The sequence below is a fragment of the Agromyces sp. GL_144 genome (genome assembly GCF_057834305.1).
Map to the genome: position 1 here is coordinate 338682 of NZ_CM174399.1, position 24259 is coordinate 362940.

The 24259-nt window shown below is 69.8% G+C and carries 23 protein-coding genes; 13 read left to right on the top strand and 10 right to left on the bottom strand.

Annotated elements, in window-relative coordinates:
• The 6 genes from rhaI to AC3IPY_RS01485 all read right to left on the bottom strand — a co-directional run bounded on the left by rhaI (window position 1) and on the right by AC3IPY_RS01485 (window position 6551).
• Window positions 1-1167 carry an L-rhamnose isomerase gene (gene rhaI, locus AC3IPY_RS01460; protein ID WP_489186219.1) on the bottom strand — a complete coding sequence of 389 codons (1167 nt, stop codon included), beginning with the start codon at window positions 1165-1167 and terminating at the stop codon, window positions 1-3.
• A complete protein-coding gene (locus AC3IPY_RS01465; RefSeq protein ID WP_489186220.1) occupies window positions 1164-1643 on the bottom strand; it encodes an L-rhamnose mutarotase in 480 nt (159 codons plus the stop codon). The genes rhaI and AC3IPY_RS01465 overlap by 4 nt, the downstream gene beginning before the upstream one ends.
• Window positions 1644-1846: 203 nt before the next feature.
• On the bottom strand, window positions 1847-2881 hold the full coding sequence (rhaS, locus tag AC3IPY_RS01470; protein WP_489186221.1) for a rhamnose ABC transporter substrate-binding protein: 1035 nt from the start codon (window positions 2879-2881) through the stop codon (window positions 1847-1849).
• Between the two features lie 63 nt (window positions 2882-2944).
• Window positions 2945-4000: an ABC transporter permease gene (locus tag AC3IPY_RS01475; RefSeq protein WP_489186222.1), complete on the bottom strand. Its 1056-nt coding sequence runs from the start codon at window positions 3998-4000 to the stop codon at window positions 2945-2947.
• Window positions 4000-5064, bottom strand: coding sequence for an ABC transporter permease (locus AC3IPY_RS01480; RefSeq protein WP_489186223.1), 1065 nt, complete (start codon window positions 5062-5064; stop codon window positions 4000-4002). The genes AC3IPY_RS01475 and AC3IPY_RS01480 overlap by 1 nt, the downstream gene beginning before the upstream one ends.
• Window positions 5061-6551 (bottom strand): sugar ABC transporter ATP-binding protein, encoded by a 1491-nt coding sequence (locus AC3IPY_RS01485; RefSeq protein ID WP_489188401.1) that lies wholly within the window; start codon window positions 6549-6551, stop codon window positions 5061-5063. Before AC3IPY_RS01485 ends, AC3IPY_RS01480 begins: the two co-directional genes overlap by 4 nt.
• Before the next feature lie 198 nt (window positions 6552-6749).
• Between AC3IPY_RS01485 and AC3IPY_RS01490 the strand changes: the two genes are divergently transcribed.
• Together AC3IPY_RS01490 and AC3IPY_RS01495 are read left to right on the top strand one after the other, a co-directional pair.
• Window positions 6750-7793, top strand: coding sequence for a LacI family DNA-binding transcriptional regulator (locus AC3IPY_RS01490; RefSeq protein WP_489186224.1), 1044 nt, complete (start codon window positions 6750-6752; stop codon window positions 7791-7793).
• Window positions 7794-7857: 64 nt separating this feature from the next.
• Window positions 7858-8886 (top strand): LacI family DNA-binding transcriptional regulator, encoded by a 1029-nt coding sequence (locus AC3IPY_RS01495; protein WP_489186225.1) that lies wholly within the window; start codon window positions 7858-7860, stop codon window positions 8884-8886.
• A 40-nt stretch (window positions 8887-8926) separates the two neighbouring features.
• On the opposite strand, the gene AC3IPY_RS01500 is transcribed toward AC3IPY_RS01495, so the two are convergent.
• Window positions 8927-10441 (bottom strand): MFS transporter, encoded by a 1515-nt coding sequence (locus AC3IPY_RS01500; protein ID WP_489186226.1) that lies wholly within the window; start codon window positions 10439-10441, stop codon window positions 8927-8929.
• 5 nt (window positions 10442-10446) lie between these two features.
• Window positions 10447-10869 carry a MarR family winged helix-turn-helix transcriptional regulator gene (locus AC3IPY_RS01505; protein ID WP_489186227.1) on the bottom strand — a complete coding sequence of 141 codons (423 nt, stop codon included), beginning with the start codon at window positions 10867-10869 and terminating at the stop codon, window positions 10447-10449.
• Window positions 10870-11013: 144 nt separating this feature from the next.
• Between AC3IPY_RS01505 and AC3IPY_RS01510 the strand changes: the two genes are divergently transcribed.
• From AC3IPY_RS01510 to AC3IPY_RS01540, 7 genes are all read left to right on the top strand, one after another.
• Window positions 11014-12822: a circularly permuted type 2 ATP-grasp protein gene (locus tag AC3IPY_RS01510; protein ID WP_489186228.1), complete on the top strand. Its 1809-nt coding sequence runs from the start codon at window positions 11014-11016 to the stop codon at window positions 12820-12822.
• A complete protein-coding gene (locus AC3IPY_RS01515; RefSeq protein WP_489186229.1) occupies window positions 12816-13745 on the top strand; it encodes an alpha-E domain-containing protein in 930 nt (309 codons plus the stop codon). Before AC3IPY_RS01510 ends, AC3IPY_RS01515 begins: the two co-directional genes overlap by 7 nt.
• On the top strand, window positions 13742-14665 hold the full coding sequence (locus AC3IPY_RS01520) for a transglutaminase family protein (RefSeq protein WP_489186230.1): 924 nt from the start codon (window positions 13742-13744) through the stop codon (window positions 14663-14665). The genes AC3IPY_RS01515 and AC3IPY_RS01520 overlap by 4 nt, the downstream gene beginning before the upstream one ends.
• A gap of 99 nt (window positions 14666-14764) precedes the next feature.
• Window positions 14765-15613, top strand: coding sequence for an alpha/beta hydrolase (locus tag AC3IPY_RS01525; protein ID WP_489186231.1), 849 nt, complete (start codon window positions 14765-14767; stop codon window positions 15611-15613).
• Window positions 15614-15886: 273 nt separating this feature from the next.
• Entirely contained in the window at window positions 15887-17470 is a 1584-nt protein-coding gene (locus AC3IPY_RS01530) for an HNH endonuclease signature motif containing protein (protein ID WP_489186232.1), read from the top strand.
• Window positions 17471-17564: 94 nt separating this feature from the next.
• A complete protein-coding gene (locus tag AC3IPY_RS01535) occupies window positions 17565-18248 on the top strand; it encodes a TetR/AcrR family transcriptional regulator (protein WP_489186233.1) in 684 nt (227 codons plus the stop codon).
• Window positions 18245-18847: a hypothetical protein gene (locus AC3IPY_RS01540; RefSeq protein WP_489186234.1), complete on the top strand. Its 603-nt coding sequence runs from the start codon at window positions 18245-18247 to the stop codon at window positions 18845-18847. Before AC3IPY_RS01535 ends, AC3IPY_RS01540 begins: the two co-directional genes overlap by 4 nt.
• 27 nt (window positions 18848-18874) lie before the next feature.
• On the opposite strand, the gene AC3IPY_RS01545 is transcribed toward AC3IPY_RS01540, so the two are convergent.
• Window positions 18875-19519 carry a histidine phosphatase family protein gene (locus AC3IPY_RS01545; protein WP_489186235.1) on the bottom strand — a complete coding sequence of 215 codons (645 nt, stop codon included), beginning with the start codon at window positions 19517-19519 and terminating at the stop codon, window positions 18875-18877.
• Between the two features lie 92 nt (window positions 19520-19611).
• A complete protein-coding gene (locus AC3IPY_RS01550) occupies window positions 19612-20388 on the bottom strand; it encodes a TetR/AcrR family transcriptional regulator (RefSeq protein WP_489186236.1) in 777 nt (258 codons plus the stop codon).
• A 137-nt stretch (window positions 20389-20525) separates the two neighbouring features.
• Between AC3IPY_RS01550 and AC3IPY_RS01555 the strand changes: the two genes are divergently transcribed.
• The 4 genes from AC3IPY_RS01555 to AC3IPY_RS01570 all read left to right on the top strand — a co-directional run bounded on the left by AC3IPY_RS01555 (window position 20526) and on the right by AC3IPY_RS01570 (window position 24256).
• The gene (locus AC3IPY_RS01555; protein WP_489186237.1) at window positions 20526-21752 is read left to right on the top strand and encodes an FAD-dependent monooxygenase; all 1227 of its coding nucleotides are present in this window, start codon (window positions 20526-20528) and stop codon (window positions 21750-21752) included.
• Between the two features lie 19 nt (window positions 21753-21771).
• Window positions 21772-22821 carry a lipoate-protein ligase LplAB gene (lplAB, locus tag AC3IPY_RS01560; RefSeq protein WP_489188402.1) on the top strand — a complete coding sequence of 350 codons (1050 nt, stop codon included), beginning with the start codon at window positions 21772-21774 and terminating at the stop codon, window positions 22819-22821.
• A 172-nt stretch (window positions 22822-22993) separates the two neighbouring features.
• Window positions 22994-23305, top strand: coding sequence for a hypothetical protein (locus AC3IPY_RS01565; RefSeq protein WP_489186238.1), 312 nt, complete (start codon window positions 22994-22996; stop codon window positions 23303-23305).
• A gap of 57 nt (window positions 23306-23362) precedes the next feature.
• Window positions 23363-24256, top strand: a complete 894-nt coding sequence (locus tag AC3IPY_RS01570; protein WP_489186239.1) for a DNA-methyltransferase — start codon at window positions 23363-23365, stop codon at window positions 24254-24256.
• Window positions 24257-24259 lie beyond the last annotated feature (3 nt).

Consider the following 24259-nt stretch of genomic DNA (forward strand, 5'->3'; position numbering starts at 1 on the left):
TCAGGCCCCCCAACCCGCCTGCACGCCGCCGACACGATCGGCCGCGATCTGCTGCAGGTAGCCGGAGGCCGCGAACGCCGCCATCGGGTCGGCCGGCAGGCCGCGCGACTCGCGCCACTCGGCGAGGGCGGGGCGCACGTCGGTGTAGAAGGCGTCCATGAAGATGCGGTTGGCCTCGAGCACGTCGCCGCCCTTCTGGGCCGAGGCCAGCGCCGCCGCGTCGACGAGCAGTGCGCGCGCGGTCATCTCCTGCACGTTCAGCACCGAGCGGATCTGGCCGGGCACCTTGTCTTCGACGTTGTGGCACTGGTCGAGCATGAACGCCACGTCGGGGTTGTTCAGGCCGCCGCCGCGGATGACCTCGTAGATGATGCGGAACAGCTGGAACGGGTCGGCGGCGCCCACGATGAGGTCGTCGTCTGCGTAGAAGCGGGAGTTGAAGTCGAACGAGCCGAGCCTGCCGAGGCGCAGCAGCTGCATGACGATGAACTCGATGTTCGTGCCGGGCGCGTGGTGGCCGGTGTCGAGGCAGACCATGGCCTTCTCGCCGAGGGCGGACACCTGCGCGTAGCTCGTTCCCCAGTCGGGAACGTCGGTGTGGTAGAACGCCGGCTCGAAGAACTTGTACTCGAGCACGAGGCGCTGCTCGTCGCCGAGGCGCGCGTAGATCTCCTGCAGCGACTCCTGCAGGCGGTCCTGGCGGCCGCGCAGGTCGGCCTGGCCGGGGTAGTTCGAGCCCTCGGCGAGCCAGATCTTCAGGTCGCGCGAGCCCGTCGCATCCATGATGTCGATGCACTCGAGGTGGTGGTCGATGGCCTTGCGGCGCACGGCCGCGTCTTCGTGGGTGAGGGCGCCGAACTTGTAGTCGTCGTCTTGGAACGTGTTCGAGTTGATCGTGCCGAGCTGCACGCCGAGGCCCTCGGCGTGGGCGCGCAGGTCGTCGTAGGAGTCGACCTTGTCCCACGGGATGTGGAGCGCGACCTTCGGCGCGAGCGCGGTGTGCCGGTGCACCTGCGCGGCGTCCGCGATCTTCTCGTAGGGGTCGCGGGGCGTGCCCGGCGTCGCGAACACCTTGAAGCGGGTGCCCGAGTTGCCGAACGCCCAGCTCGGGAGTTCGATGGCCTGCTGCTCGAGCCGGGCCAGCTGGTCTGCGGAGAAGGTGCTCACGAGGTGCTGCTTTCTGCGGTCGGGGCGGCGACGGATGCCGCGTGCCGGTCTGGGTTCGTGTCGGTGGCGGATGCCGCGTGGTCGGCTGACGCCGCGGGGTCGGCGGGGTCGGATGCGAGCGCGGCGAGCTGGTCCTCGAGGTGGAACACCTCGTCGAGGCGCGGAGCGCCCTGGTCGGGCCGGGAGCCGTCGAGCGCGACGAAGTAGCCCGACATGTCGGCCTCCCAGGCGGCGGTGCGCGGGTCGGCCTCGAGCGCGCGTTGGGATGCCTCGTCGTCGTCGGTCTCGTAGTAGCCGATGAGCAGGCCGTCGGCGCGGAGGAAGAGCGAGTAGTTGCGGCGCCCGGATGCCTCGATCGCGCGGAGCATGTCGGGCCAGACGGCAGCGTGCCGCTTGCGGTACCCGCCGAGGCGGGCGGGGTCGACCTGCAGCTGGAAGCAGACGCGTTCGGGCGCGGGCGTCTCGGGGCTCGTCATCGAGCTCGCCTCTCTCTCGTCGTTATGAATCGTTTCAAGACTCTACCTCGAAGAACCGCGTTTCGCAACGGGAATGCGCTTTCCGATCGAATCCAGCCTAGGCGCAGAGTGCGCGCAGGGGAAGAGGTCCGAAAGCGGTGGTGCGAAGGGCCGTGGCCCGGACGGCATGACTGCCCGCCCGGGCCACGGCCGCGACATCCGACCTAGAAGTCGAAGTCGCCGATGTTGTCGGCGTTGAACTCGAACGGGTCGCCGAGGAGCACGACGCCGTCCGCGCCGACCTCGTAGGAGCCGAGTTTGCCGGCGTCGAACGTGTCTCCTTCGGCTCCGGTGATGTCGCCCTCGATGAGCGCCTTCGCGGCGAACGCGGCGAGGTAGCCGAGGTCGGCCGGGTTCCACAGCGCGAACGCGGTGACGGTGCCGTCCTCGACGTACTCGCGCATCTGGTTCGGCGTGCCGAGGCCGGTCAGCGCGACCTTGCCCTTGTAGTCCGAGGTCGAGAGGTAGCGGGCTGCAGCCGCGATGCCGACCGTGGTGGGCGAGATGATGCCCTTCAGGTCGGGGTGGGTCTGCAGCAGCGCCGCGGTCTTGTCGAACGAGGTCTGGTCGTCGTCGTCGCCGTAGACGGTCTCGACGAGCGTGATGTCGGGGTAGTCGCTCGCGAGGTACTCCTCCATCATCTCGATCCAGGCGTTCTGGTTCGTGGCGTTGGCCGAGGCCGAGAGGATCGCGATCTCGCCGGCGCCGCCGATCTGGTCGGCGATGAGGTCGACCTGCACCTTGGCGATGCCCTCCGCGTCGGCCTGGTTGATGAACAGGTCGCGGCAGTCGGCATTCGTGTCGGAGTCGAAGGTGACGACCTTGACGCCGGCGTCGCGGGCCTCGTTCAGCGCGTCGCAGATCGCCTCGGGGTCGTTCGCCGAGACGGCGATCGCGCCCACGCCCTGCTGCGTGAGGGTGTTGATGTAGCTGACCTGGCCGTCGGGCGTCGCCTCGGCCGGACCGACCTCGGCGAAGGTGCCGCCGAACTCGTCGATGGCCTCCTTCGCGCCGGTCGATGAGGTGTCGAAGTACGGGTTGCCGAGGTTCTTGGGCAGGAAGGTGATGGCGAGGTTGCCGCCGTCACCGCTGTCGCCGCCGTCGGAACCCGAGTCGCCGGCGGCGCAGCCGGTCGCGATGAGCGCGACGCTCACCGCGAGTGCGGCCAGGGCCGCTGCGCGGGACTTCTTGTGAAACATCGTTGTTTTCCCTTCATCGGTTGAGGTCGATGGGTGATCGCATCGACACGCGTGCGCGGGCGGTCACCCTGCTGCGGAAGCCTTCGCGCGCGCGGTTCCCCCTGGTGCCCTGCGCCGTGTGCGCAGCCAGGCCAGGAAGCTGTTGGACACCACGGATGCCACGAGCAGCACGCCGGTGATGATGTTGATGACATCGGAGGTGACGTTCGCCAGACGAAGGGCGCTCGCGAGGATGCCGATGAGGAGCACGCCGGCGATGACGCCGTGGATCGCGCCGCGTCCGCCGAACACCGAGACCCCGCCGAGCACGACGGCCGCGATGACCTGCAGTTCGAGGCCGGTCGCGTTGTCGCCGCGGGCGCTGCCGAAGCGCAGCGTGTAGTAGACGCCTGCGAGGGCCGCGATGGTGCCCGAGAGCACGAACAGCACGAGCTTGGTGCGCTCGACATGCACGCCCGAGAAGTGGGCCGCCGACTTCGACAGGCCGATCGCGTAGATGCCGCGGCCGAACGGCGTGAAGTGCAGCAGCACCACGAACACGACGAGCAGCGCCAGGAACAGCAGCAGTACCGCGGGCACGTTGGTGCCGGCGAGCTTCATCTTGGCGAGGTCGGTCCAGAAGTCGGGGAAGTCGGTCACCGCGGTCGTGCCGAGCAGGCCGACCGCGAGCCCGCGGAACAGGGCGAGCGTGCCGATCGTCACGGCGAGGGAGGGGAGTCCGACGACGGTGACGAGGAATCCGTTCACCGCGCCGGCGATGGCGCCCGCGACGAGTGCGATGACGATGGCCGCCTCGAACGGCACGCCGGCCTGGGTGAGCACGCCGATGAGCACGCTCGACAGGCCGACGACGCTCGCGACCGACAGGTCGATCTCGCCCGTGATCATGATGAGCGTCATCGGCAGCGCGATGAGCAGGATCGGGGTGACGTCGAGGATGAGGTAGGTCAGCGTGATCGGCTGGCCGAATCCGCGCACGGTCGAGGAGGCGACGATGGCGACGATGACGAGCAGGCCGACGATGGCCATCTCGCGGGTGAGCAGGACGCGCTGCCAGAGCGGGCGGTCGTAGTCCCGGTAGGTGCGCGCTGGGGCGGCGGTGGCGGTCGCGGTGGTCATCAGTCGTCCTCTCTGGCTGCGATGAGCTTGCGTTTCTGGCGCACGGCCAGCACGCGGTCGAGCACGATCGCGCCGATGATGAGCACGCCGACGACCGCGCGCTGCCAGAAGTCCGGGATGCCGAGGATGGGCAGGGCTCGATTGATGGTGAGCAGCAGCACGGCGCCGATGGCGGCGCCGTAGACGGAGCCGACGCCGCCCGTGATCGCGACGCCGCCGATGACCGCCGCGCCGACCGCGTCGAGCTCCCAGCCGGAGCCGGCCTGCGAGCTGACGGTTCCGTACCGGGCCGCATAGAGCACCCCGGCGAGTCCGGCGAGTGCGCCGGAGGAGACGAAGGCGATGAGCAGTCGACGCGTGACGCGGAGGCCGTAGAGCTCGGCCGCCGCGGGGTCGGAACCGATGGCGTAGAACTCGCGGCCGCTGCGCGTGTTCTTCATGATCCAGCCGACGGCCACGAGCACGACGAGCGCGATGATCGTCAGGATCGGGATCCAGAGGATCTGTCCGGTGCCGAGCGCGAGGAAGTCCTTCGGCAGGTCGGAGGCATTGACCCGGTCGCTGCCCGTCCAGAGCACGTTGATGCCGCGGTACGCGTAGAGCGTGCCGAGCGTGATGACCATGGCCGGCACCTTCGCGTAGGCGACGAGTGCGCCGTTCACGAGGCCGAGCAGGCCGCCGAACACGACGGCCGCGGCGAACACCGCCAGGATCGGGATGCCGGGGATGTCGATGAACAGGCGTCCGGTCAGATAGGCCGAGAGGCCGAGGATCGATCCGACCGAGAGGTCGACGTTGCGCGTGATGAGCACGATCGCCTGGCCGATCGCCACGAGCACCAGGATCGACGGGGTCAGCAGCAGGTCGCGCCATCCGTCGCTGCTGAACAGGAAGTTGGGGTTCGAGACCGTCGCCGCGACGACGACGATGACCAGCGCCAGCAGGATGCCGAACTCGCGGGCGGCGCCGACGGCCTGCAGGCGCTTCGTGACGGCGGTCTTCTCGATCACGGGGGCGGGGGCGCCGGCGGGAGCAGACGGCGTCGGCGTGGGGGCGGCGGTCATGCGTGGGCTCCGGTGGCGTGGGTCGCGGCGAACATGACGTTCTCGCTGGTGGCATCGGCTCGGTCGATCTCGGCGGTGATGCGCCCCTCGCGCATCACGAGCACGCGGTCGGCCATGCCGAGCACCTCCGGCAGCTCGGACGAGATCATGAGGATGCCCATGCCCCTGCCCGCGAGTTCGGAGAGCAGGCGGTGCACCTCGGCCTTCGTGCCGACGTCGATGCCGCGCGTCGGCTCGTCGATGATGAGCACGGTCGGCTCGGTCGCGAGCCACTTGCCGAGCACGACCTTCTGCTGGTTGCCGCCCGAGAGCGTGCCGGCGATCGTGCTGAGCGCGTTCGTCTTCACCTCGAGCCTGCTGGCCCAGACCTTCGCCGCCCGGTTCTCGACGCCGCTCGTGATGATGCCGGCCTTCGCGAGCTGGTCGCGGATGACGAGCGAGACGTTGCGGGCGACGGATGACTCGAGCACGAGTCCCTGCTTGCGCCGGTCTTCGGGCACGAGGGCGAGGCCCGCGCGGATCGCGCGGTCGGGCCGGCCCTTCGGGAGCACGCGGCCCTCGAGGTGGACCGACCCGGACTCGTACGCGTCGACGCCGAAGACGGCACGTGCGACCTCGCTGCGGCCGGCGCCGACGAGTCCGGCGAGGGCGACGATTTCGCCGGCGCGCACCGAGAACGCGATGTCGTGGAAGACGCCGGCCCGGGTGAGGCCCTCGACCTCGAGCAGCGGCTCGCCGATCTCGGCCGGGGTCTTCGGGAAGAGCTCGGTCACGTCGCGTCCGACCATCTGGCGCACCATCTCGTCGACGGTGGTCTCGGCGATGGGCGTGGTGGCCACGTAGGAGCCGTCTCGCATGACGGTCACGGTGTCGCAGAGGGCGAAGATCTCGTCGAAGCGGTGCGAGATGAACAGCAGCGCGCGGCCCTCGTCGCGCAGGCTCCGTGCGACGGCGAAGAGCCGGTCGACCTCGACCCCCGAGAGTGCGGCCGTCGGCTCGTCCATGATGAGCACGCGGGCGTCGAGCGAGACGGCCTTGGCGATCTCGATGACCTGCTGGTCGGCGATCGAGAGGCCCTCCGCGGGCCGTTCGGGGTCGATGCGCACGCCGAGTCGCTGGAAGAGCTCTTCGGCCTCGCGACGCATGGCCTTGCGGTCGATGCGCCCGAAGCGGTTCACGGGCTGGCGGCCCATGAAGATGTTCTCGGTGACCGTGAGGTCGGGGAAGAGGGTCGGCTCCTGGTAGATGACCGCGATGCCGGCCGCCTTGGACTGCGCTGTCGAGGTGAAGTCGACGTCCTCGCCGCGGAGCCGAAACTCGCCGGCGTCGCGCCGGTAGAGCCCGGCGACGATCTTCACGAGCGTGGACTTGCCCGCGCCGTTCTCGCCGACGAGCGCGTGGATGGAGCCTGACTGGAGCCGCAGGCTTCCGGAGCGGAGGGCGACCACCGGTCCGAAGGACTTGACGACCCTCGAGAGCTCAAGCATGGGCGGCGCCGGCGTCTGCGGCGAGTCCGTCTGCACGATGGCCTCCTCATCGAGGTTGAATCTGAATGAATCGATTCATGTACGATTCAGGGATACTGTATGGAACGATTCATCGTCGGTCAAGTCGCCGATGACGAGCGGCAGGCGAGACAGACGCGGCAGGCCCATGACCGGGCCCCGATCGGCGAAGGAGCTGACATGGCTGGAGTGCGCATCCGTGACGTGGCCGAGCATGCCGGCGTCTCGGTCGGCACGGTCTCCAACGTGCTGAATCGTCCGGGTGACGTCTCGCCCGACTCCGTCGATCGGGTGAACCGGGCGATCGAGGAGCTCGGCTACGTGCGCAACGACGCCGCTCGCAAGCTGCGCGCCGGCGTCAGCACCACCGTCGGGTTCGTCGTGCTCGACGGCCAGAACCCCTTCTTCACCGACGTCGTTCGCGGCGCCGAAGACGAGGCCAGCAGCCACAACCTCGCGATCCTCTATGGCAACACCGACGAGGATGTCGCGCGCGAGCGCATGTACCTCGACCTCTTCGAGGAGCAGCAGGTGCGCGGCGTGCTCATCTCGCCGTACGGCGACATCCACCCGCGCCTGGAGCGGCTGCGGGCGCGCGGCATACCGGCCGTGCTCGTCGACCGGTTCAGCGGCGACGGACGGTTCAGCTCCGTCTCGGTCGACAGCGTCGCCGGCGGGCGCATGGCCGTCGACCACCTCATCGAGACCGGTCGGCGCCGCATCGCGTTCGTCGGCGGCCCGTTCGAGATCCAGCAGGTTCGCGACCGCCTGGCCGGCGCACGCGTCGCCGCCGAGAACGCCGTCGCGCCGGTCGAGGTCGAGGTCGTCGCGACCGAGGCCACGACGGTCGCCGACGGAGTGGCGGCAGGTGCCCGCATCCTCGCCCGGCCGCGCGGCGACCGCCCCGATGCGCTGTTCGCGGCGAACGACCTCATCGCCCTCGGCCTGTTGCAGGCGCTCGTCGTCGACGGCAGAATGCTCGTTCCCGACGAGATCGCGATCATCGGCTTCGACGACATCCCGTTCGCCGCGGCGGCCGCAGTGCCGCTCTCGTCGATGCGCCAGCCGAGCCGCATGATCGGGCGCACCGCGCTGCGGATCCTCCTCGAGGAGACCGCCGACTCCGACCTCATCCCTCGGCAGACCGTGTTCCTGCCCGAACTCGTCGTGCGGCGCTCGACGGCGAGCTCCTCGGCGACGCCCGGCACCGTGCGAGGGCGGTGAGCAGGTTTCCTGACATCATGGCCGGAGCGCTCGCGATCACGCGCATCGAACGGAGGGGCACCCGATGGCGGTCAGTGTGAAGGATGTCGCGCTCGCGGCGTCCGTCTCGGTCGGCACGGTCTCGAACGTGCTGAACCGGCCCGAGATCGTCGCGCCCGCCACCGTCGAGCGCGTGCAGGCCGCGATCGAGCAGCTGGGCTTCGTGCGCAACGACGCGGCCCGCCAGTTGCGCGCCGGTCGCAGTCGGAGCATCGGCCTCGTCGTGCTCGACGTGCGCAACCCCTTCTTCACGGATGTCGCCCGCGGCGCGGAGGATCGCGCGGCTGAAGAGCACATGACGGTGCTGCTCGGCAACAGCGACGAGAACACGACGCGCGAGGGCGCCTACCTCGACCTGTTCGAGGAGCAGCGGGTGCACGGCGTGCTCATCTCGCCGCTCGCCGACGACATGCCGCGCCTGGCGAGGTTGCGCGAACGTGGCACCCCGGTCGTGCTCGTCGACCGCGAATCGCCCGACCGGGCCTTCTCGTCGGTCGCCGTCGACGACGTCGTCGGCGGGGAGCTCGCCGCGCGGCACCTGCTCGAGACCGGGCGCCGTCGCATCGCGTTCGTCGGCGGGCCGGCGTCGCTGCAGCAGGTCGCCGACCGCCTCGAGGGCGCCAGGCGTGCGGTCGCCGAGGTTCCGGATGCCACGCTCGAGGTGGTCTCGACCGAGTCGTTGACCGTGCTCGAGGGTCGCGCCGCGGGGGAGTCCGTGCGCGAGCGCGAGGCATCCGCTCGTCCTGATGCGATCTTCGCCGCGAACGACCTGCTCGCGATGGGCGTGCTGCAGGCGCTCACGATGCGCGGCGGTGTGCGCGTGCCCGACGAGATCGCGCTCATCGGCTACGACGACATCGACTTCGCGTCGGCGGCCGTGGTGCCGCTCTCCTCGATCCGCCAGCCGGCGACGCTCATCGGCTACACCGCGGTCGACCTGCTGCTGAAGGAGGCCGCCGCCGCGGCGTCCGGCTCCGGCTCCGACGAGCACGTGCACGAGCATGTCGTCTTCCAGCCCGAACTCGTGGTGCGGGAGTCCACGCGCGCGGTCTGAGCCGGGTGGCGCAAGGGCGTCGACGGGTGGAACGCGCGGGTCAGCGCGGCTGGTTCGAGGGTTCGTGCTCGTCGTTCGCCGGCCCCGCGGCATCCGCCCGGTCTCGCCCATGCGCCCGCCCGGCGTGCCCGGGCCCGTGCCCGCCGCCGTGCCCCGCGAGCTTCGGCAGCCGGATCGGCGAGGTCATCGCGACCTCGTCGGAGAAGTCCACGTCGTCGGAATAGCCCGGTTCGTCGCGATCGGCGATCGCCCCGATCGACCCGGTCGCGGGGGCCGACACGCGGTCGCCGTCGGCGATGGCCTCGGCCGAGGCGGCCCAGGCGAGACCGAAGCGCCAGCGCCGCTGCGGCATGTGGGTGACGCGCAGGCCGCGCGCGACCATGAGCCAGGCCACGCCGACACCGAGGGCGACGAAGGCGGCGACGGATGCCACGCCGAGGGCCCAACGGGGCCCGGCGGCGTCGGCCACCCAGCCGACCGTGGGAGCGCCGATGAGGGTTCCGCCCATGAGGATCGCGACGTAGAGCGCCATGACGCGCCCGCGCACCTCGGGGGCCGTGGTCGTCTGCACGTACCCGTTGGCGGTCGTGAGCAGGGTGACGGTGCTGAATCCGATGAGGATCGTCGACGCCGCGAAGCTCTCGTAGGTCGGCATGAACGCGGCGATGAGCGAGGCCAGGCCGAGCGCACCCGCGCTGATGAACACGACGCGCAGCCGAGCCCTGGCCCGCCGCGCCGCGAGCAGGGCGGCGGTGAGCGAGCCGATCGCGAGGATCGAGGAGAGCACGCCGTATTCGCCGGCACCCTTGCCGAACATGACCGCCATCGTCGAGGAGAAGATCGGGAAGTTCATGCAGAACGCGCCCACGAGGAACACGATGACCAGGACGACGACGAGGTCGCTGCGCCCGCCGACGTAGCGGAAGCCCTGCACGAGCGCGTTGCCCTTGCGGGGCGAGCGTGGATGCACGATGAGCTCACGCCGTCGCATTGCGAGCAGGGCGGCGATCATCGCGACGAAGGTGAGGGCGTTGATGATGAACACCCAGCCCGAGCCGACGAGCACGATGAGTCCTCCGGCGACCGCCGGGCCGATGAGCCGCGCGGCATTGAAGGAGGCCGCGTTCAGCGCCACCGCGTTCGAGGCGTTCGGCCCGCTCACGAGGTCGGAGACGAAGGTCTGCCGGGCGGGTGCGTCGAACGCGCTGGTGATGCCGAACGCGAGGGCGAAGCCGTAGACGTGCCAGAGCTGCGCGTGCCCGCCGAGCAGCAGCAGGCCGAGTGCGATGGCGAGCAGCATGAGCGCCGACTGGGTGGCCAGGAGCACCTTGCGTCGGTCGAAGCGGTCGATCACCGCGCCGGTGATGGGCACCAGCACGAGCTGCGGGCCGAACTGCAGTGCCATGGTGGTGCCGACGGCGGCCGCGTTGTTGTGCGTGAGTTCGGTGAGCACGACCCAGTCCTGGGTCGTGGACTGCATCCATCCGCCGACGTTCGAGACGAGGGCGCCGATGAACCAGACGCGGTAGTTGAATCCCGAGAGGGATCGGAACATCGCACTCACGCGGTGGCGAGCCTCCCCATGATCTCGGCGGCGGTCACGAGGGTCGCGCGCTCGTCGGCGCTCAGGTGCCGCAGGTGCTCGGTGAGCCAGGCGTTGCGCACGCTCACCGTCGCGGCGACGACGCCCTCGCCCGTTGCGGTGAGCGAGATGTTGGTCTTGCGGCGGTCGGTCTCGTCTGGCGTGCGCGTGACGTGGCCGTCGGTCTCGAGGCAGTCGACCGTGCGGTTCATCGAGGGGGCGCTGATGCGCTCGGCCTCGGCGAGCTGCGACAGCGTCATGGCTCCGTGCTTCGAGAGGTGCATGAGCACGGTCATCTGGCTGTCGGTGACGCGGTCATCGGACTTCTGGGCGCGGATGCGTCGGGCCAGCCGCACCGTCGCGAGGCGAACCTGCGCGGCCTGTTCCGAGATCGTGGTCATAGATGCTTAGCTTAGCTCATTAGTTTTGCTAAGCAAATTTCGAGCAGAGGATGCCGCCACCCGTCGAGGCTGCGTCGGGGCATCCGCTCGCGTACGACCCACGCCGGAAACGGGCCGGAAACGGCGGAGTGGAATTCTCTCGTCATGGCAACCCTTTTCGATGGATACGCCACGGGCGGCACGATCGCGGCGCGCCGGCGGCGCCGCGCGGGCCGGCCATGGGACGAGATGTTCCCCGACGGCACGACCGATGTGCGCGAGCCGTATCGCGAGTTGTACCCCGCGCTCGCCCGCATGTCGCAGGACGAACTGCGGGGTCGCACCGAGGCGCTCGCGAGTTCGTACCTCGCGCAGGGCGTGACGTTCGACTTCGCGGGGGAGGAGCGCCCGTTCCCGCTCGACGCCGTGCCGCGCGTGATCTCGGCGACCGACTGGGCGCGCGCCGAGGCCGGCGTCGTGCAGCGGGTGCGGGCGCTCGAGCGGTTCCTCGCCGACGTCTACGGGCCGCAGCTCGCGGTGCGCGACGGCGTGATCCCGGCGGGCCTCATCAGCTCGTCGACGCATTTCCACCGGCAGGCGGCGGGCATCGTGAGTGCGAACGGCGTGCGCATCCACGTCGCGGGCATCGACCTGATCCGCGACGAGCAGGGCGACTGGCGTGTGCTGGAGGACAACGTGCGCGTGCCGAGCGGCGTGAGCTACGTCATCTCGAACCGCCGGGTCATGGCGCAGACGCTGCCCGAACTGTTCACGTCGATGCGGGTGCGACCGGTCGGCGAGTACCCGAACAAGCTGCTGCAGGCGCTGCGCGCGAGTGCACCCGAGGGCATCGAGGACCCGACCGTCGTCGTGCTCACGCCCGGCGTGCACAACTCCGCGTACTACGAGCACACGCTGCTCGCGCGACTCATGGGCGTCGAGCTCGTCGAGGGGCGCGACCTCTTCTCGTCGGGCGGACGCGTGTGGATGCACACGACCGCGGGCCCCACCCGTGTCGACGTGATCTACCGAAGGGTCGACGACGAGTTCCTCGATCCGCAGCAGTTCCGCCCCGACTCGGTGCTCGGCGCTCCCGGGCTCATGCTCGCGGCCCGTCTCGGCCACGTGACCATCGCGAACGCCGTGGGCAACGGCGTCGCCGACGACAAGCTCGTCTACACCTACGTGCCCGATCTCATCCGCTACTACCTCGGTGAGGAACCCGTGCTCCCGAACGTCGACACGTGGCGGCTCGAGGAGCCCGATGCGCTCGCCGAGGTGCTCGATCGCCTCGACGAGCTCGTCGTGAAGCCGGTCGACGGGTCGGGTGGCAAGGGACTGGTCATCGGGCCGGATGCCTCGAAGGCCGAGCTCGACGAACTGCGGATGCGGCTGCTCGCCGACCCACGCGGCTGGATCGCGCAGCCCGTGGTGCAGCTCTCGACGATCCCGACGCTCGTCGAGGACGGCCTGCGCCCGCGGCACGCGGACCTCCGGCCGTTCGCGGTCAACGACGGCGACGAGGTGTGGGTGCTGCCAGGAGGGCTCACACGGGTCGCCCTGCCGGAGGGGCGTCTCGTCGTGAACTCGAGTCAGGGCGGCGGATCCAAGGACACCTGGGTGCTCGAATCCGCGGCCGGGCCAACCGATACGGGCGGACTTCGGCTGCCCGCGGTGTCGGCGTCTGGTTCCGGGTCGGCTCGGAGCCGCAATGTCGGAGCGTTGGTGGCCGACCAGGCCTCGCCGAACACGCCACCGGCGTCGGCTGGTTCGGCAGCGCAGGCCGGCCCCGCGACATCCGCCGTCGCTGCGGAGTCGCCGCACCGCTCCTCGCCGGTGACCGCCTCGCCGCAGGACGAGGAGGCCCCCGTGCGCCAGCAGCAGCAGCAGCAGCAACAACAGCAGCAGCGGCAGTCGCGCGAGCGGATGCCGCGACATCCGCTCTGCTCGGATCAGGAGGGTTCGTCATGCTGAGCCGCATCGCCGAGTCGTTGTTCTGGATCGGGCGCTACATCGAGCGCAGCGACGGCACCGCGCGCATCCTCGACGTGCATCTGCAGTTGCTGCTCGAGGATCCGTGGATCGACGAGGACACCGCATGCCGCGCGCTGCTCTCGGTCATGGGCAGCGAGGCGCACCCCGAGGAGCCGCTCGGGCGTGACGAGGTGATCGCGTTGCTCGCGGTCGACCCGAAGCATCCGGCGTCGATCGCGCACTCGGTCGCGGCCGCGCGTGAGAACGCCCGGCGGGCCCGCGAGATCGTCTCGACCGAGCTGTGGGAGGCCTTGAACCACACGAATGCGCGCATGCCGCGCCGCGTCGCGAGCGACAAGACGCACGAGTTCTTCCGTTGGGTGCGCGACCGGTCGGCACTCGCGATCGGGGTCGTCGACTCGGCCACGAGCCGTGACGAGGCCTGGCACTTCTTCGCACTCGGGCGCGCGATCGAGCGCGCCGACATGACGGCGCGGCTGCTCGCGACCCGGTCGCTGACCGAGGCGAGCGGCCCGAGCTGGACCACGATCCTGCGCAGCTGCGGCGGGTACGAGGCGTACCTGCGCAGCTATCGCGGGATGCCCTCGAGCGAGTCGGCGGCGGAGTTCCTGCTGCTCGATCGGCTCTTCCCGCGGTCGATCATCTCGAGCGTCATCCGTGCAGAGGAGTCGCTGCGCGAGATCGACCCGCGCGCCGGTCGTGTCGGTGTGACCGACCAGGCGAGGCGACTGCTCGGGCAGATCCGCTCCGAGCTCGAGTACCGTCCGATCGCCGACATCCTCGTCGACCTGACCGGCAACATGGAGCATCTGCAGGCGGTGACGTCGTCGGCGAGCGAGGCGATCAGGGCACGGTACTTCCCGACGAGCGTCGTGCCGGTCTGGATCGGAGAGGTCTCATGAGTCGCATCCGCATCGTGCACCGCACGGGATTCACGTACGCCGAGCCGGCGACCGCGTCGTACAACGAGGCGCGCATGTTGCCGCATTCGGACGGGCACCAGTTCGTCATGCAGGCCGGGCTCGACATCCGGCCGGGCGCCAGCCAGCACTCGTACCTCGACTACTGGGGCACGCGTGTGTCGACGTTCGAGGTGCTCACCCCGCACCAGGAGCTCTCGGTCACGGCGACGAGCCTCGTCGAGGTGCACCCTCGGCCGCTGCCGCGCACCGAACTCTCTTGGGACGAGCTCGCGATCGCCGCGGCGTCGACCATCGCGCTCGTGGAGGCGAGCGGGCTGTCGGCCTCGACCGAGCCTCCTGAGGAGGTGCGCGCGCTCGCTGCGGAGATCCGCGACGAGATTCGGGGCGGCGGGAACGTCGGTGACGGTGTCGGTGACGGTGACGGTGACAGCGGCGGTGGCGGTGGCGGTGGCGGGAGCGGCAGCGTCGGTGAGACCGCGCTCGAGATCTGCCGGGCGGTCGGCGGCGCGATGGAGTACATGCCGGGAGTCACGGGCGTGCACTCGACGGCCGCCGAGGCGTGGGCCGAACGCCGGGGAGTGTGCCAGGACATCGCGCATGTCGCGCTCGGGGCGTTGCGCTCGGTGGGCATTCCGGCGCGGTACGTCTCGGGATACCTGCACCCCGACCCCGAGGCATCCGTCGGCCAGACCGTCGTCGGCGAATCGCATGCCTGGGTCGAATGGTTCGCGGGGGAGTGGCGCGGATACGACCCCACGAACCTCGTCGAGATCGGCGACCGGCACGTGCTCGTCGGTCGCGGTCGCGACTACAGCGACGTGCCACCGCTGCGCGGGGTGTACGCCGGGCCCGGGGCATCCGAACTGTTCGTCTCGGTCGAGATCACGCGCGTGGCTTGACCCTGCCCTGACATCTGATTCCGGCATTTCGCGATCGGAAGTCCGCGGGTGCCCGAGTCGACACTGCCGAGCGCCTGCCGCGCCTGCCATGATGTGCGCATGCCGACGTTCACCGATGCGCACGGGGTCCACATCCACTACCAGGCGTGGCGGGTCGAGGACCCGACCGCGATCGTGCAGCTCGCGCATGGCGTCGGCGAGCACATCGGGCGGTACGGCGAACTCGTCGAGGCGCTCAACGCCGCCGGGTACTCGGTCTGGGCCGATGATCACCGCGGCCACGGGCAGACCGGTTTCGAGCAGCACGGTGGGGAGCTCGATCGCATCGGCCGTCTCGGACCTGGCGGTCTGCGCGCCACGATCGACGCCGTGCACCAGTTCACCGGCGTCATCCGCGAGACCGAGGGCGACGAGGTGCCCCTCGTGCTGCTGGGGCATTCGTGGGGCTCGCTCATGGCGCAGATCATCTTGAACCGGCACCCGCTCGACTGCGACGCGGTCGTGCTCACGGGCACGGCCTACCGCACGCTCTTCGATATGAACGGCGGCGATCTCAACGCCCGTCATAAGAACCTCGGTCCGACGCCGGTCGAATGGCTGAGCCGAGACCCCGCGGTGGCGCCGGCCTTCATGGCCGACCCGTATACGACCGAGGTTCCGCTGCGGAAGCTCTTCGGCACGATCGATGCAATGCGGTTGCTCGGTCGACCGGCCCGTCGGTTGCCCGCCGAGCTGCCGCTGCTGATCATGGTCGGATCCGACGACACGCTCGGCGGCGAGATGAGCGCCGTGAAACTCGCGAAGTCGTATGCACGTCGATCGGGGCTGGTCGACGTGACCCTCGTCGTGTACGACGATGCCCGCCACGAGGTGTTCAACGAGACCAATCGCGACGAGGTGCGGAACGATCTCATCACGTGGCTCGACGAGCGGTTCGCGGTCGACTGAGTCGCGATTGCGGGGCGTCTGCCGGAATCTGGATTTCGGTCAGGGTGCGTGCCACGCACTTCTCGGGATTGCAGGAACTACTGAGGCGCAGTGTTCGCTTCAATGCATCGATTCTCTCGAACAAAGATTCGAAAGTCAAGGGAATGAACGGATAGCTCTGTCAAGTCGGAACGAGTGAGACTGACAGAATTCTCGGGCTGGCCGCCGGGCAGTTCTCCCACAGATATCGAATATATCTTCGAATCTGCGAGGAATCAGCGGTAGAATCGAGGTATGCGAAGCGACGGTTCAGCACCCCATCTCGGTGGTGATTCGGCGCATGCGTCGCGGTCCGTTGAGGGCGTCGAGGTTGCTGGCGAGGCGGCTGAATCGGCGACCGAATCGGCGGCTGAATCGGCGGCTGAATCGGCGGCTGGCCTGGTGGTGCGTTCGCCGTATGCGGTGGCGCAAGATCAGTTGGCGGGCCTGGTGGATGCGGTGGTGGGGGCGCAGCGGGTCGAGGCGATGCAGGCGTCGATGCGGGTGGATCTGATGTTCCTCGCGCTGGGTCACGCTTTGCGGGCTGAGGCGGTGTTCGTGGCGTCGTCGGTGTCGGGTTCGCGTCGTCGTGAGATGGCGCACCGCAGTGTCGTGGCGGAGTTGGCGACGGCGTTGCGGGTGTCCGAGCGCAGCATGCAACGTCAGGTCGATGAGGCGTGGACGTTGTCGACGTCGTTGCCGGCGACGTTGGCGGCGATGCGGGCCGGTGATCTGTCCCTGCAGCATGCGCGAGTCATCATCGAGCAGACCGCCGGCGTCGATGACGAGCACGGGGTGTTGTCCCGCCTCGATGAACGCCTCGCGCAGGCGGCCGTCACGGTGTCCGCGGCGACGTTGCGACGCAAGGCGCGAGCGCTTCGTGAAGAGCTGCTGGCCGAATCCCTCGCCGACCGGCATCGGGCGGCGCGGGCCACTCGTCGGGTCGAGCTCGAACCCGCGCGTGACGGCATGAGCTGGTTGCACCTGCTGCTGCCCGCGGCCGATGCCGCACTGATCGCCGACCGTCTCGACGGCACGGCACGGGTCGTGTTGGCCGGTGACGAAGCTTCCGGTGTCGCATATTCCACGGCTTCGGGTCACGTCGCACCCGATCAGGTGCGTGCCGATACCGCGCGCGATCTGCTGCTCTACGGGGCGTTGCCGTGCGGGGCGGCGTTGGCCGGCGCGGTCGCGTCGGTGCGTCCGAGCGTGCACGTCACGGTCCCGGTGCTCACTCTCCTCGCCTACCCGGCTGCGCGCACCGTTGCCGATGTGCCCGTCGGGCCGGCCGTGCTCGACGGGTACGGCCCCATCGATGACGACACCGCCCGCCGCCTCGCGGCCCACGCACCCTCGTTCACCCGGATCCTGACCCACCCCGTCACCGGTACCGTGCTCGACGTGGACCGCACCCGGTACCGTCCGCCGGCGGACCTGAAGCGGTGGCTCGAGGTCCGCGACGGGTCCTGCCGGTTCCCGGGCTGCAACCGTCGCGCGTCGCGCAGTGAGGTCGATCACACCCAAGACTGGGCGTACGGCAACACGACCGCGTTCGACAACCTCGCCCACCTCTGCACCGCACACCACCACCTCAAACACGAGACCTCCTGGGCGGTACGACACCATGCCGGCGGCGTCCTCGAATGGACCTCACCAAGCGGAAGCACCCACACCACACACCCCGAACACCACATCCCGGCCCATATCCCCACCGGCACCCCTGCAGAAACTCCGGTCGGCATCCCCACCGCACCACCCAGCCAAGCACCGCCCAGCCAAGCGCTGCACAGCCAAGCGCCACCCGGTCAGGTTCCACCCGGCGACGCTCCGCCGTTCTGAACGACGGCCGGTTCGGAGGGCTTCGGAAATCGAGATGCCGTCGTTCAGCACCCGATCCATTGCGCCGTCGACAGAAGTCCAGTAGTTTTTGAACATGTTCGAAACTGGCGCCGCCATCGCTCCAACGAAGAGCGAACGAACGCGAGCGGCCATTCGCGAGGCAGCGCTGGCATCGTTCCGCGAACGCGGATACGACGAGACCACCATGCGCCGCCTCGCGCAGGATGCGGGCGTCTCGCTGGGCAACGCCTACTACTACTTCCCGACCAAGCAGCATCTCGTGCAGGAGCTGTACCTCAGCGTGCAGCTCGAACATCGAGCCGCCGCACTGCCGTTGCTGCTCTCCTCCGGCGACGGTCTCGTCGAACGCCTCGGCATCGTCTTCCGAACAGGACTCGCCAAGCTGGCGCCGTTCCACGGCCTCGCGCCCGGATTCCTCTCGGCAGCCGTCTCGCCGACCTCGCCGATCAACCCGCTCTCGGCGGAATCGGAGCCCGCGCGCGACGTCGTGCTCGGCCTGTTCCGCGACGCGGTCTTCGGCGCGAAGCACTCGTTGCCCGCGGACTTCGAGGGCTCGCTGCCGACCGCCCTGTGGCTGGCGTACCTCCAGCTCGTCATGTTCTGGGTGTACGACACATCGCCAGGGCAGGAGCGAACCCTTCGCCTGCTCGACCGCGGACTCACGCTTCTGGGCCTTGCCCTGCCGCTCGCGCGCCTGCCGATGTTGCGAGCACCGATGCGTGAGCTCCTCGACCTGATCGGCGAGGTCCGGGCATGAGCGCGAGCGATCTCGACGCACGGTACGGGCGAATCGTGCGCACCCCCGAGCTGCCGATGGCCTTCACGTTCGGCGAGTTCGCGCGCGGAGCGGGCATCGCCTGGGCAGCCTTCCAAGTGCTCTTCCCCATCGGGTACGGCCTGGTGACCGCCATCGCCGCAATCGTCGCTTCGGCCGGTGGTGCGGACATCGACTCCGGACTCGGCATGGTCCTGCCCTGGATGTTCTTCGTCGGGCTGTACGCACTGCCGTGGTCGATCGGCGCCCTCATCCTCCTCGGAGCGCCGTTGGCATACGTGCTCGGATGGGCTCTCCGCCGGGTGCCGCGGCGCGCCGTCCACGTCATCGCCTTCGCGGCGCTCGGAACCGCCGTGGGAGTGGTCGTCTGCTCGACCGGTACCGGGTCGACGTTCGGACCAGGGGCGGCGGGCTTCGTGTGGCTCGCCGCACCCGTGACGGCGCTGAGCGTCGCGTTCGGCTGGTGGCGCACCGCGACTCGGGCGCTGCGCGACGACGCGCAGGATCCGCAGGACGCGCAGAAGACGCCGGCGCAGGCGGCGACTCCACCGGCGGAATCCGACGCCCCGCGGCATCCGTAGTCCGCGAGGCCTTGCCGGCGGCAGCGGTCAGATCTTGGCGTGCCAGGGCGGCACATCGTACCCCAGCAGCCGGATGCGCGGATGATGCGCCGCATCCGATTCCGTCGCCCACGGGTAGACGATCGTCGTCACGTGGCAGTTGCCGAGCACGGGGAGCAGGTCGCGGTAGCCGTCGGGATCCATGCCCGCGAGCTCGCAGAACAGCAGCCGGATGAGCGTCGCGTGCGCCACCACGAGCACCCGCCCGTCGGGGAACTCCTCGACGAGCTCATCGAAGACCGGCACGGCCCGCGCGATGCCGGCCCGGCCCGTCTCGCCGCCGGGGAACGGATTCGATGCCGGTGCCCGCGTGAAGGCGGCCCATTCCTCTGGAAAGCTCGACACGAGCTCGTCGGGCGTGAGGCCCTCGGCCTCGCCGAAGTCGATCTCCACGAGCCGGGCGTCCGAGCGCAACGGCAGCCCGGTCGTCTCCGCGGCGGGCGCGGCCGAGCGCTGCGCGCGGCTGAGCGGTGAGGCGACGATCGCGTCGAGCTCCGCATCGACCGCCCAGGCGCCGAGCGCCGCGGCCTGACCGAGGCCGTGCCGCGTGAGCGCGACATCCGAATTGCCCGCGTACCGGTGCTCCGCGTGCCAGACCGTCTCGCCGTGCCGCGCCAGGAAGAACGTCGTCATGCCGCCAGCGTATGCACTCGCCGCCCGATCGGCACGCGACATCCGCTCTGAGAATCGTCGGGAGAGGTCGCGACGGATGCCTCGGAGCGTCGCTATTCGCTCGCCCGTCGCCGTTCGACGAGCGCCTCGATGCCATCGAGGATCCGCGCGAGGCCGAAGTCCGGTGCCTGCTCGCGCTCGTCGTCGGCGCTGGATCCGGCGCGGCCGGCGTCGGCTGCGCCGAACGCCGCCGCGGAGCGCGGATACGTCTCGGCGTGCGTGGTGAGCACCTCGGCGAGCACCGCGCCGAGGCGGGCCTCGACATCTTCAGTGACCATCTGCGCGGCGAGCCCCCGCACCTGACCGCCGATGACGGCGAGGGTGTCGAGCTGCTCGGCAGCGCTCAGCGGGAGCCCGTCGATCGCGGCGAGTCCGGCCTCGGACCAGCCGAGCTCGTTGGGCCCGAACGGGCGGGCGCCGACTGCGGCCCCCAGGAGCCACCGATGCTCCGAGAAGATGTCGCGCATCGCGATCGCCCAGGCCTCGAGCCGCTGACGCCAGGTGCGGTCGGCCGCAAGGGAAGTCGCAAGGGAAGTCGCAGGGGAAGTCGCAGGGGAAGTCGCAGGGGAAGTCGCAGGAGCCGCGCCGATCGCCGAGTCGATCATGAGCTCGACGAGCTCGGCCCGCCCTGGCACGTATCGGTAGAGCGCCATCTTCGTGAGTCCGAGCTCGTCGGCGACGCGCTGCATCGACGCTGCGTCGAGGCCCTCGGCGTCGGCGATGCGCACGCCGGTCGCGACGATCTCGTCGAGCGTCACGCGCGGTCGCGGCCCGCGTCGCGGGCGCTGCGGCGTCGACCAGAGCAGGCTCGTCGTGGTCGGTTCGGACATGCGCACCTCGGGCTTCCATCGGCATCCGTCGCAGGCCATGAGGCCGCGAGGAAATCAGTTCTTGACTTTCTGTGTCTACCAGATACTAATATGTGTCTGGGAGAAACAGTTACGCGAATCAGTCCGAGGAGGACACCATGAAGGTACTGATCTCAGGCGCGAGCATCGCGGGCCCGGCGGCGGCGTTCTGGCTGAGCCGGGCCGGCCACGAGGTGACCGTCGTCGAGCAGGCGGCATCGCTCCGCCCCGGCGGGCAGGCCGTCGACTTCAAGGGCGCGACCCACCGCGCCGTGCTCGAACGCATGGGCCTGTGGCAGGCGATCCACGACCTGCGCACCGAGCCCGTCGACGCGCATTTCGTCGACGCCGACGACCGGGTTCGCGCCGTCATGCCGCACGAGTTCACGGGCGGCGACGTCGAGATCGCGCGCGGCGACCTCGCGCGGCTGCTCTTCGAGCGCACGGCCCGAGACGTCGAGTACGTCTTCGGCGACCGCATCGCGACCATGCACGAGCGGCCCGATGCCGTCGAGGTGACTTTCGCGGGCGGGCGCACGGGCGAGTTCGACCTCGTGCTGGGCGCCGACGGCGTGCACTCCTCGGTGCGGCGTCTCGCGTTCGGACCCGAGGAGGACTACGTGACCTTCCTCGGCCACTACTACGCGGTCGTCGGCGTGAACGCGTCGCGCGTGACAGGGGGCGAACCGGTGGACGACGGCAACGAGCAGCGCGGGCTCGAACGCCCCGCCGCCCCTTGGTACAACGAACCGGGCCGCCTCGTCGTGGTCGGCGGCGCGAAGGCGCCCGCGCTGCTCGTGTTCGCGTCGCCGAAGCTCGAGGTCGACCGCCGCGACATCGCACAGCAGAAGCGCATCGTCGCCGACGCCTATGCGAATGCCGGCTGGCGGGTGCCGGAGGTGCTCGAGCAGGTGGAGGCCGCCGACGAGTTCTTCTTCGACGGCCTGAACCGCGTGCACATGCCCGGCTTCACGCGCGGCCGGGTCGCGCTCCTGGGCGACGCCGGCTACGCGAACACGCTCGGCGGCTTCGGCACGGGGCTCGCGATCGTCGGCGCGTACGTGCTCGCGGGCGAGCTCGCCGAATCCGGCGGCGACCACCGTGCGGCCTTCGCCCGATACGACGAGCGGATGCTCCGCTACTCGAAGGTCGCCCGCAGCGGCAACGCGGGCCCGTTCCTCGCGCCGCCGAGCCGGTGGCGCATCGCCATGCGCAACGCGACGTTCCGCAACCGGCTCCTGTTCGCGGGCATGATGAAGCTCACCGACCTGTTCGCGACCGATATCGAGCTGCCCGCGTACCCGTCGCTCGGGGTCGCCGGGCGCGGCGGCGCCCGACGGTCGTAGGCTGTCCGTCATGCCCCAGATGCACGGTGAGTACAAGGTCCCCGGCGGCAAGCTCGTGGTCGTCGACTTCGACGTCGTCGACGGCGTCATCCGCTCGCCCCGCGTCGCGGGCGACTTCTTCCTCGAACCCGACGAGGCCCTCGCCGACATCGACGGCGCGCTCGACGGCCTGGCCGCGGCATCCGATGCCAAGACCATCGCGGCGGCGATCAGCGCGGCCCTCAGGCCCGACGCGGTGCTGCTCGGTTTCTCACCCGAGGCGATCGCGGTCGCGGTGCGACGTGCGCTGACGGATGCCACGAGCTGGTCCAACTACGAATGGGAGGTGATCCACGACCCGGCCGTCTCGCCGCGCGTGCACCTCGCGCTCGACGAGGTGCTCGCGACCCGCGTCGGCGACGGACGCCGCAAGCCGACCCTGCGCTTCTGGGAGTGGGAGGAGTCGGCCGTGGTCATCGGCAGCTTCCAGTCGGTCAAGAACGAGGTCGACCCCGACGGCGCCGAGCGCAACGGCTTCGACGTCGTGCGCCGCATCTCGGGCGGCGGCGCGATGATGATGGAGAAGGGCAACGTCGTCACGTACTCGCTGTACGTGCCCGCCGAGCTCGTGCAGGGCATGAGCTTCGCCGACTCGTACGCGTTCCTCGACGACTGGGTGCTGCAGGGCCTGCGCGCGATCGGCATCGAGGCGACGTACCAGCCGCTGAACGACATCGCGAGCCCGCTCGGCAAGATCGGCGGCGCCGCGCAGAAGCGCCTCGGTTCCGGCGGCGTGCTGCACCACGTGACCATGGCCTACGACCTCGACAACGAGAAGATGCTCGAGGTGCTGCGCATCGGCCGCGAGAAGATCAGCGACAAGGGCATCGCCTCGGCGGCCAAGCGCGTCGACCCGCTGCGCTCGCAGACCGGGCTCAGCCGTGCGGCCATCATCGAGGCGCTCATCCAGACCTTCGTCGGCCTCTACGGCGCGACGCCCGGCACCGTCGCGCCCGACGAGCTCGCCGAGGCCGAGGCGCTCGTCGAGTCGAAGTTCGCGACCCCCGATTGGCTCTACCGCGTGCCGTGAGCTCGTGTTCATCATTCAGGAACATCACGGGTTATGGGCGGCATTCGTGAGCGCCCGTCCCGCGATCTCGGCCCGCGCGACCACAGGGTTCCTGAATTGTGAGCGGGGCACCCGAATGGTGGACGCCGCCCGGTGTGAGGAAGGCTCAGCCGACGCCCGGTAGAATCGCCGGATGGATTGGTGGATGTGGCTCGGCATCGGCGTGCTCGCCGTCGCCGCGCTGACCCTCGCGATCAGCCGCGGCTGGATCGACCTCTCCGACAAGACCAAGCGCGGCGGCGGCGGCTCAGGCGGCGTCATGATGATCGGCGACGAGGTCTTCGCCCCCCGCAAGTACGAGGCGCAGGTCGAGCAGGACCGCCAGGCGCGCTTGCCCACGCCTGCGCCCACGCCCGATGGCGACAAGGGCATCTCCTATGCGGCGGCCGACGCCGACGAAGACGACCCCGACCGGTTCAAGGGTCGCATCCGTCTCGACGTCTGACGCCGGCTCGGCGCAGTCTCGGCGCAGTCTCGACGCAGCCCTGACAGACTGGAGCGCGTGACCCCCGACGAGCCCGACCGCATCATCCATGCGGACAACCTCGCGGTGCTGCCGACCCTGCCCGACGGCGGCTTCACGCTCATCTACCTCGATCCGCCGTTCAACACCGGCCGCGCGCAGAAGCGGCAGACGACGAGGCATGTGCGCATCCCGGTGACGGCGACGGATGCCTCTGAGCCCGACGCATCCGGAACCATCACGGGGTTCGCGGGCAAGCGATACGAGCGCATCCGCGGCGACCTGCTGCGCTACGACGACCGCTTCGACGACTACTGGGGATTCCTCGAGCCGCGCCTGATCGAGGCGTGGCGGCTGCTCGCCGACGACGGCACGCTCTACCTGCACCTCGACTACCGCGAGGCGCACTACGCGAAGGTGCTGCTCGACGCGCTCTTCGGGCGCGAGTGCTTCCTGAACGAGCTCATCTGGGCCTACGACTACGGCGCGAAGGCGAAGCGCAAGTGGCCGACCAAGCACGACACGATCCTCGTGTACGTGAAGAATCCGGCGAAGTACTGGTTCGACTCGACCGCGGTCGACCGCGAGCCGTACATGGCGCCCGGGCTCGTCACGCCCGAGAAGGCCGAGCTCGGCAAGCTGCCGACCGATGTCTGGTGGCACACGATCGTCTCGCCCACGGGCCGCGAGAAGACCGGCTATCCGACGCAGAAGCCCGAGGGCATCCTGCGGCGCATCGTGCAGGCCTCGACGCGCGAGGGCGACTGGGTGCTCGACTTCTTCGCCGGCTCGGGCACGACGGGCGCCGTCGCTGCGACGCTCGGCCGCCGCTTCGTGCTCGTCGACGAGAACCCCGAGGCGATCGCCGTCATGCAGGCCAGGTTCGCCAGCATCGAGGGCGTCGCGTTCCAGGAGGGCGTGGCGCCGGAATGACCG

Coding starts and splice junctions, on each gene's coding strand:
- AC3IPY_RS01540 (WP_489186234.1), top strand. CDS start 18,245: ATGAGCGCGAGCGATCTCGACGCACGGTACGGGCGAATCGTGCGCACC.
- AC3IPY_RS01505 (WP_489186227.1), bottom strand. CDS start 10,869: ATGACCACGATCTCGGAACAGGCCGCGCAGGTTCGCCTCGCGACGGTG.
- AC3IPY_RS01495 (WP_489186225.1), top strand. CDS start 7,858: ATGGCGGTCAGTGTGAAGGATGTCGCGCTCGCGGCGTCCGTCTCGGTC.
- AC3IPY_RS01545 (WP_489186235.1), bottom strand. CDS start 19,519: ATGACGACGTTCTTCCTGGCGCGGCACGGCGAGACGGTCTGGCACGCG.
- AC3IPY_RS01490 (WP_489186224.1), top strand. CDS start 6,750: ATGGCTGGAGTGCGCATCCGTGACGTGGCCGAGCATGCCGGCGTCTCG.
- AC3IPY_RS01535 (WP_489186233.1), top strand. CDS start 17,565: ATGTTCGAAACTGGCGCCGCCATCGCTCCAACGAAGAGCGAACGAACG.
- AC3IPY_RS01465 (WP_489186220.1), bottom strand. CDS start 1,643: ATGACGAGCCCCGAGACGCCCGCGCCCGAACGCGTCTGCTTCCAGCTG.
- AC3IPY_RS01510 (WP_489186228.1), top strand. CDS start 11,014: ATGGCAACCCTTTTCGATGGATACGCCACGGGCGGCACGATCGCGGCG.
- AC3IPY_RS01565 (WP_489186238.1), top strand. CDS start 22,994: ATGGATTGGTGGATGTGGCTCGGCATCGGCGTGCTCGCCGTCGCCGCG.
- AC3IPY_RS01500 (WP_489186226.1), bottom strand. CDS start 10,441: ATGTTCCGATCCCTCTCGGGATTCAACTACCGCGTCTGGTTCATCGGC.
- AC3IPY_RS01530 (WP_489186232.1), top strand. CDS start 15,887: ATGCGAAGCGACGGTTCAGCACCCCATCTCGGTGGTGATTCGGCGCAT.
- AC3IPY_RS01555 (WP_489186237.1), top strand. CDS start 20,526: ATGAAGGTACTGATCTCAGGCGCGAGCATCGCGGGCCCGGCGGCGGCG.
- AC3IPY_RS01475 (WP_489186222.1), bottom strand. CDS start 4,000: ATGACCACCGCGACCGCCACCGCCGCCCCAGCGCGCACCTACCGGGAC.
- AC3IPY_RS01485 (WP_489188401.1), bottom strand. CDS start 6,551: ATGCTTGAGCTCTCGAGGGTCGTCAAGTCCTTCGGACCGGTGGTCGCC.
- AC3IPY_RS01550 (WP_489186236.1), bottom strand. CDS start 20,388: ATGTCCGAACCGACCACGACGAGCCTGCTCTGGTCGACGCCGCAGCGC.
- rhaS (WP_489186221.1), bottom strand. CDS start 2,881: ATGTTTCACAAGAAGTCCCGCGCAGCGGCCCTGGCCGCACTCGCGGTG.
- AC3IPY_RS01525 (WP_489186231.1), top strand. CDS start 14,765: ATGCCGACGTTCACCGATGCGCACGGGGTCCACATCCACTACCAGGCG.
- AC3IPY_RS01515 (WP_489186229.1), top strand. CDS start 12,816: ATGCTGAGCCGCATCGCCGAGTCGTTGTTCTGGATCGGGCGCTACATC.
- AC3IPY_RS01480 (WP_489186223.1), bottom strand. CDS start 5,064: ATGACCGCCGCCCCCACGCCGACGCCGTCTGCTCCCGCCGGCGCCCCC.
- lplAB (WP_489188402.1), top strand. CDS start 21,772: ATGCACGGTGAGTACAAGGTCCCCGGCGGCAAGCTCGTGGTCGTCGAC.
- AC3IPY_RS01520 (WP_489186230.1), top strand. CDS start 13,742: ATGAGTCGCATCCGCATCGTGCACCGCACGGGATTCACGTACGCCGAG.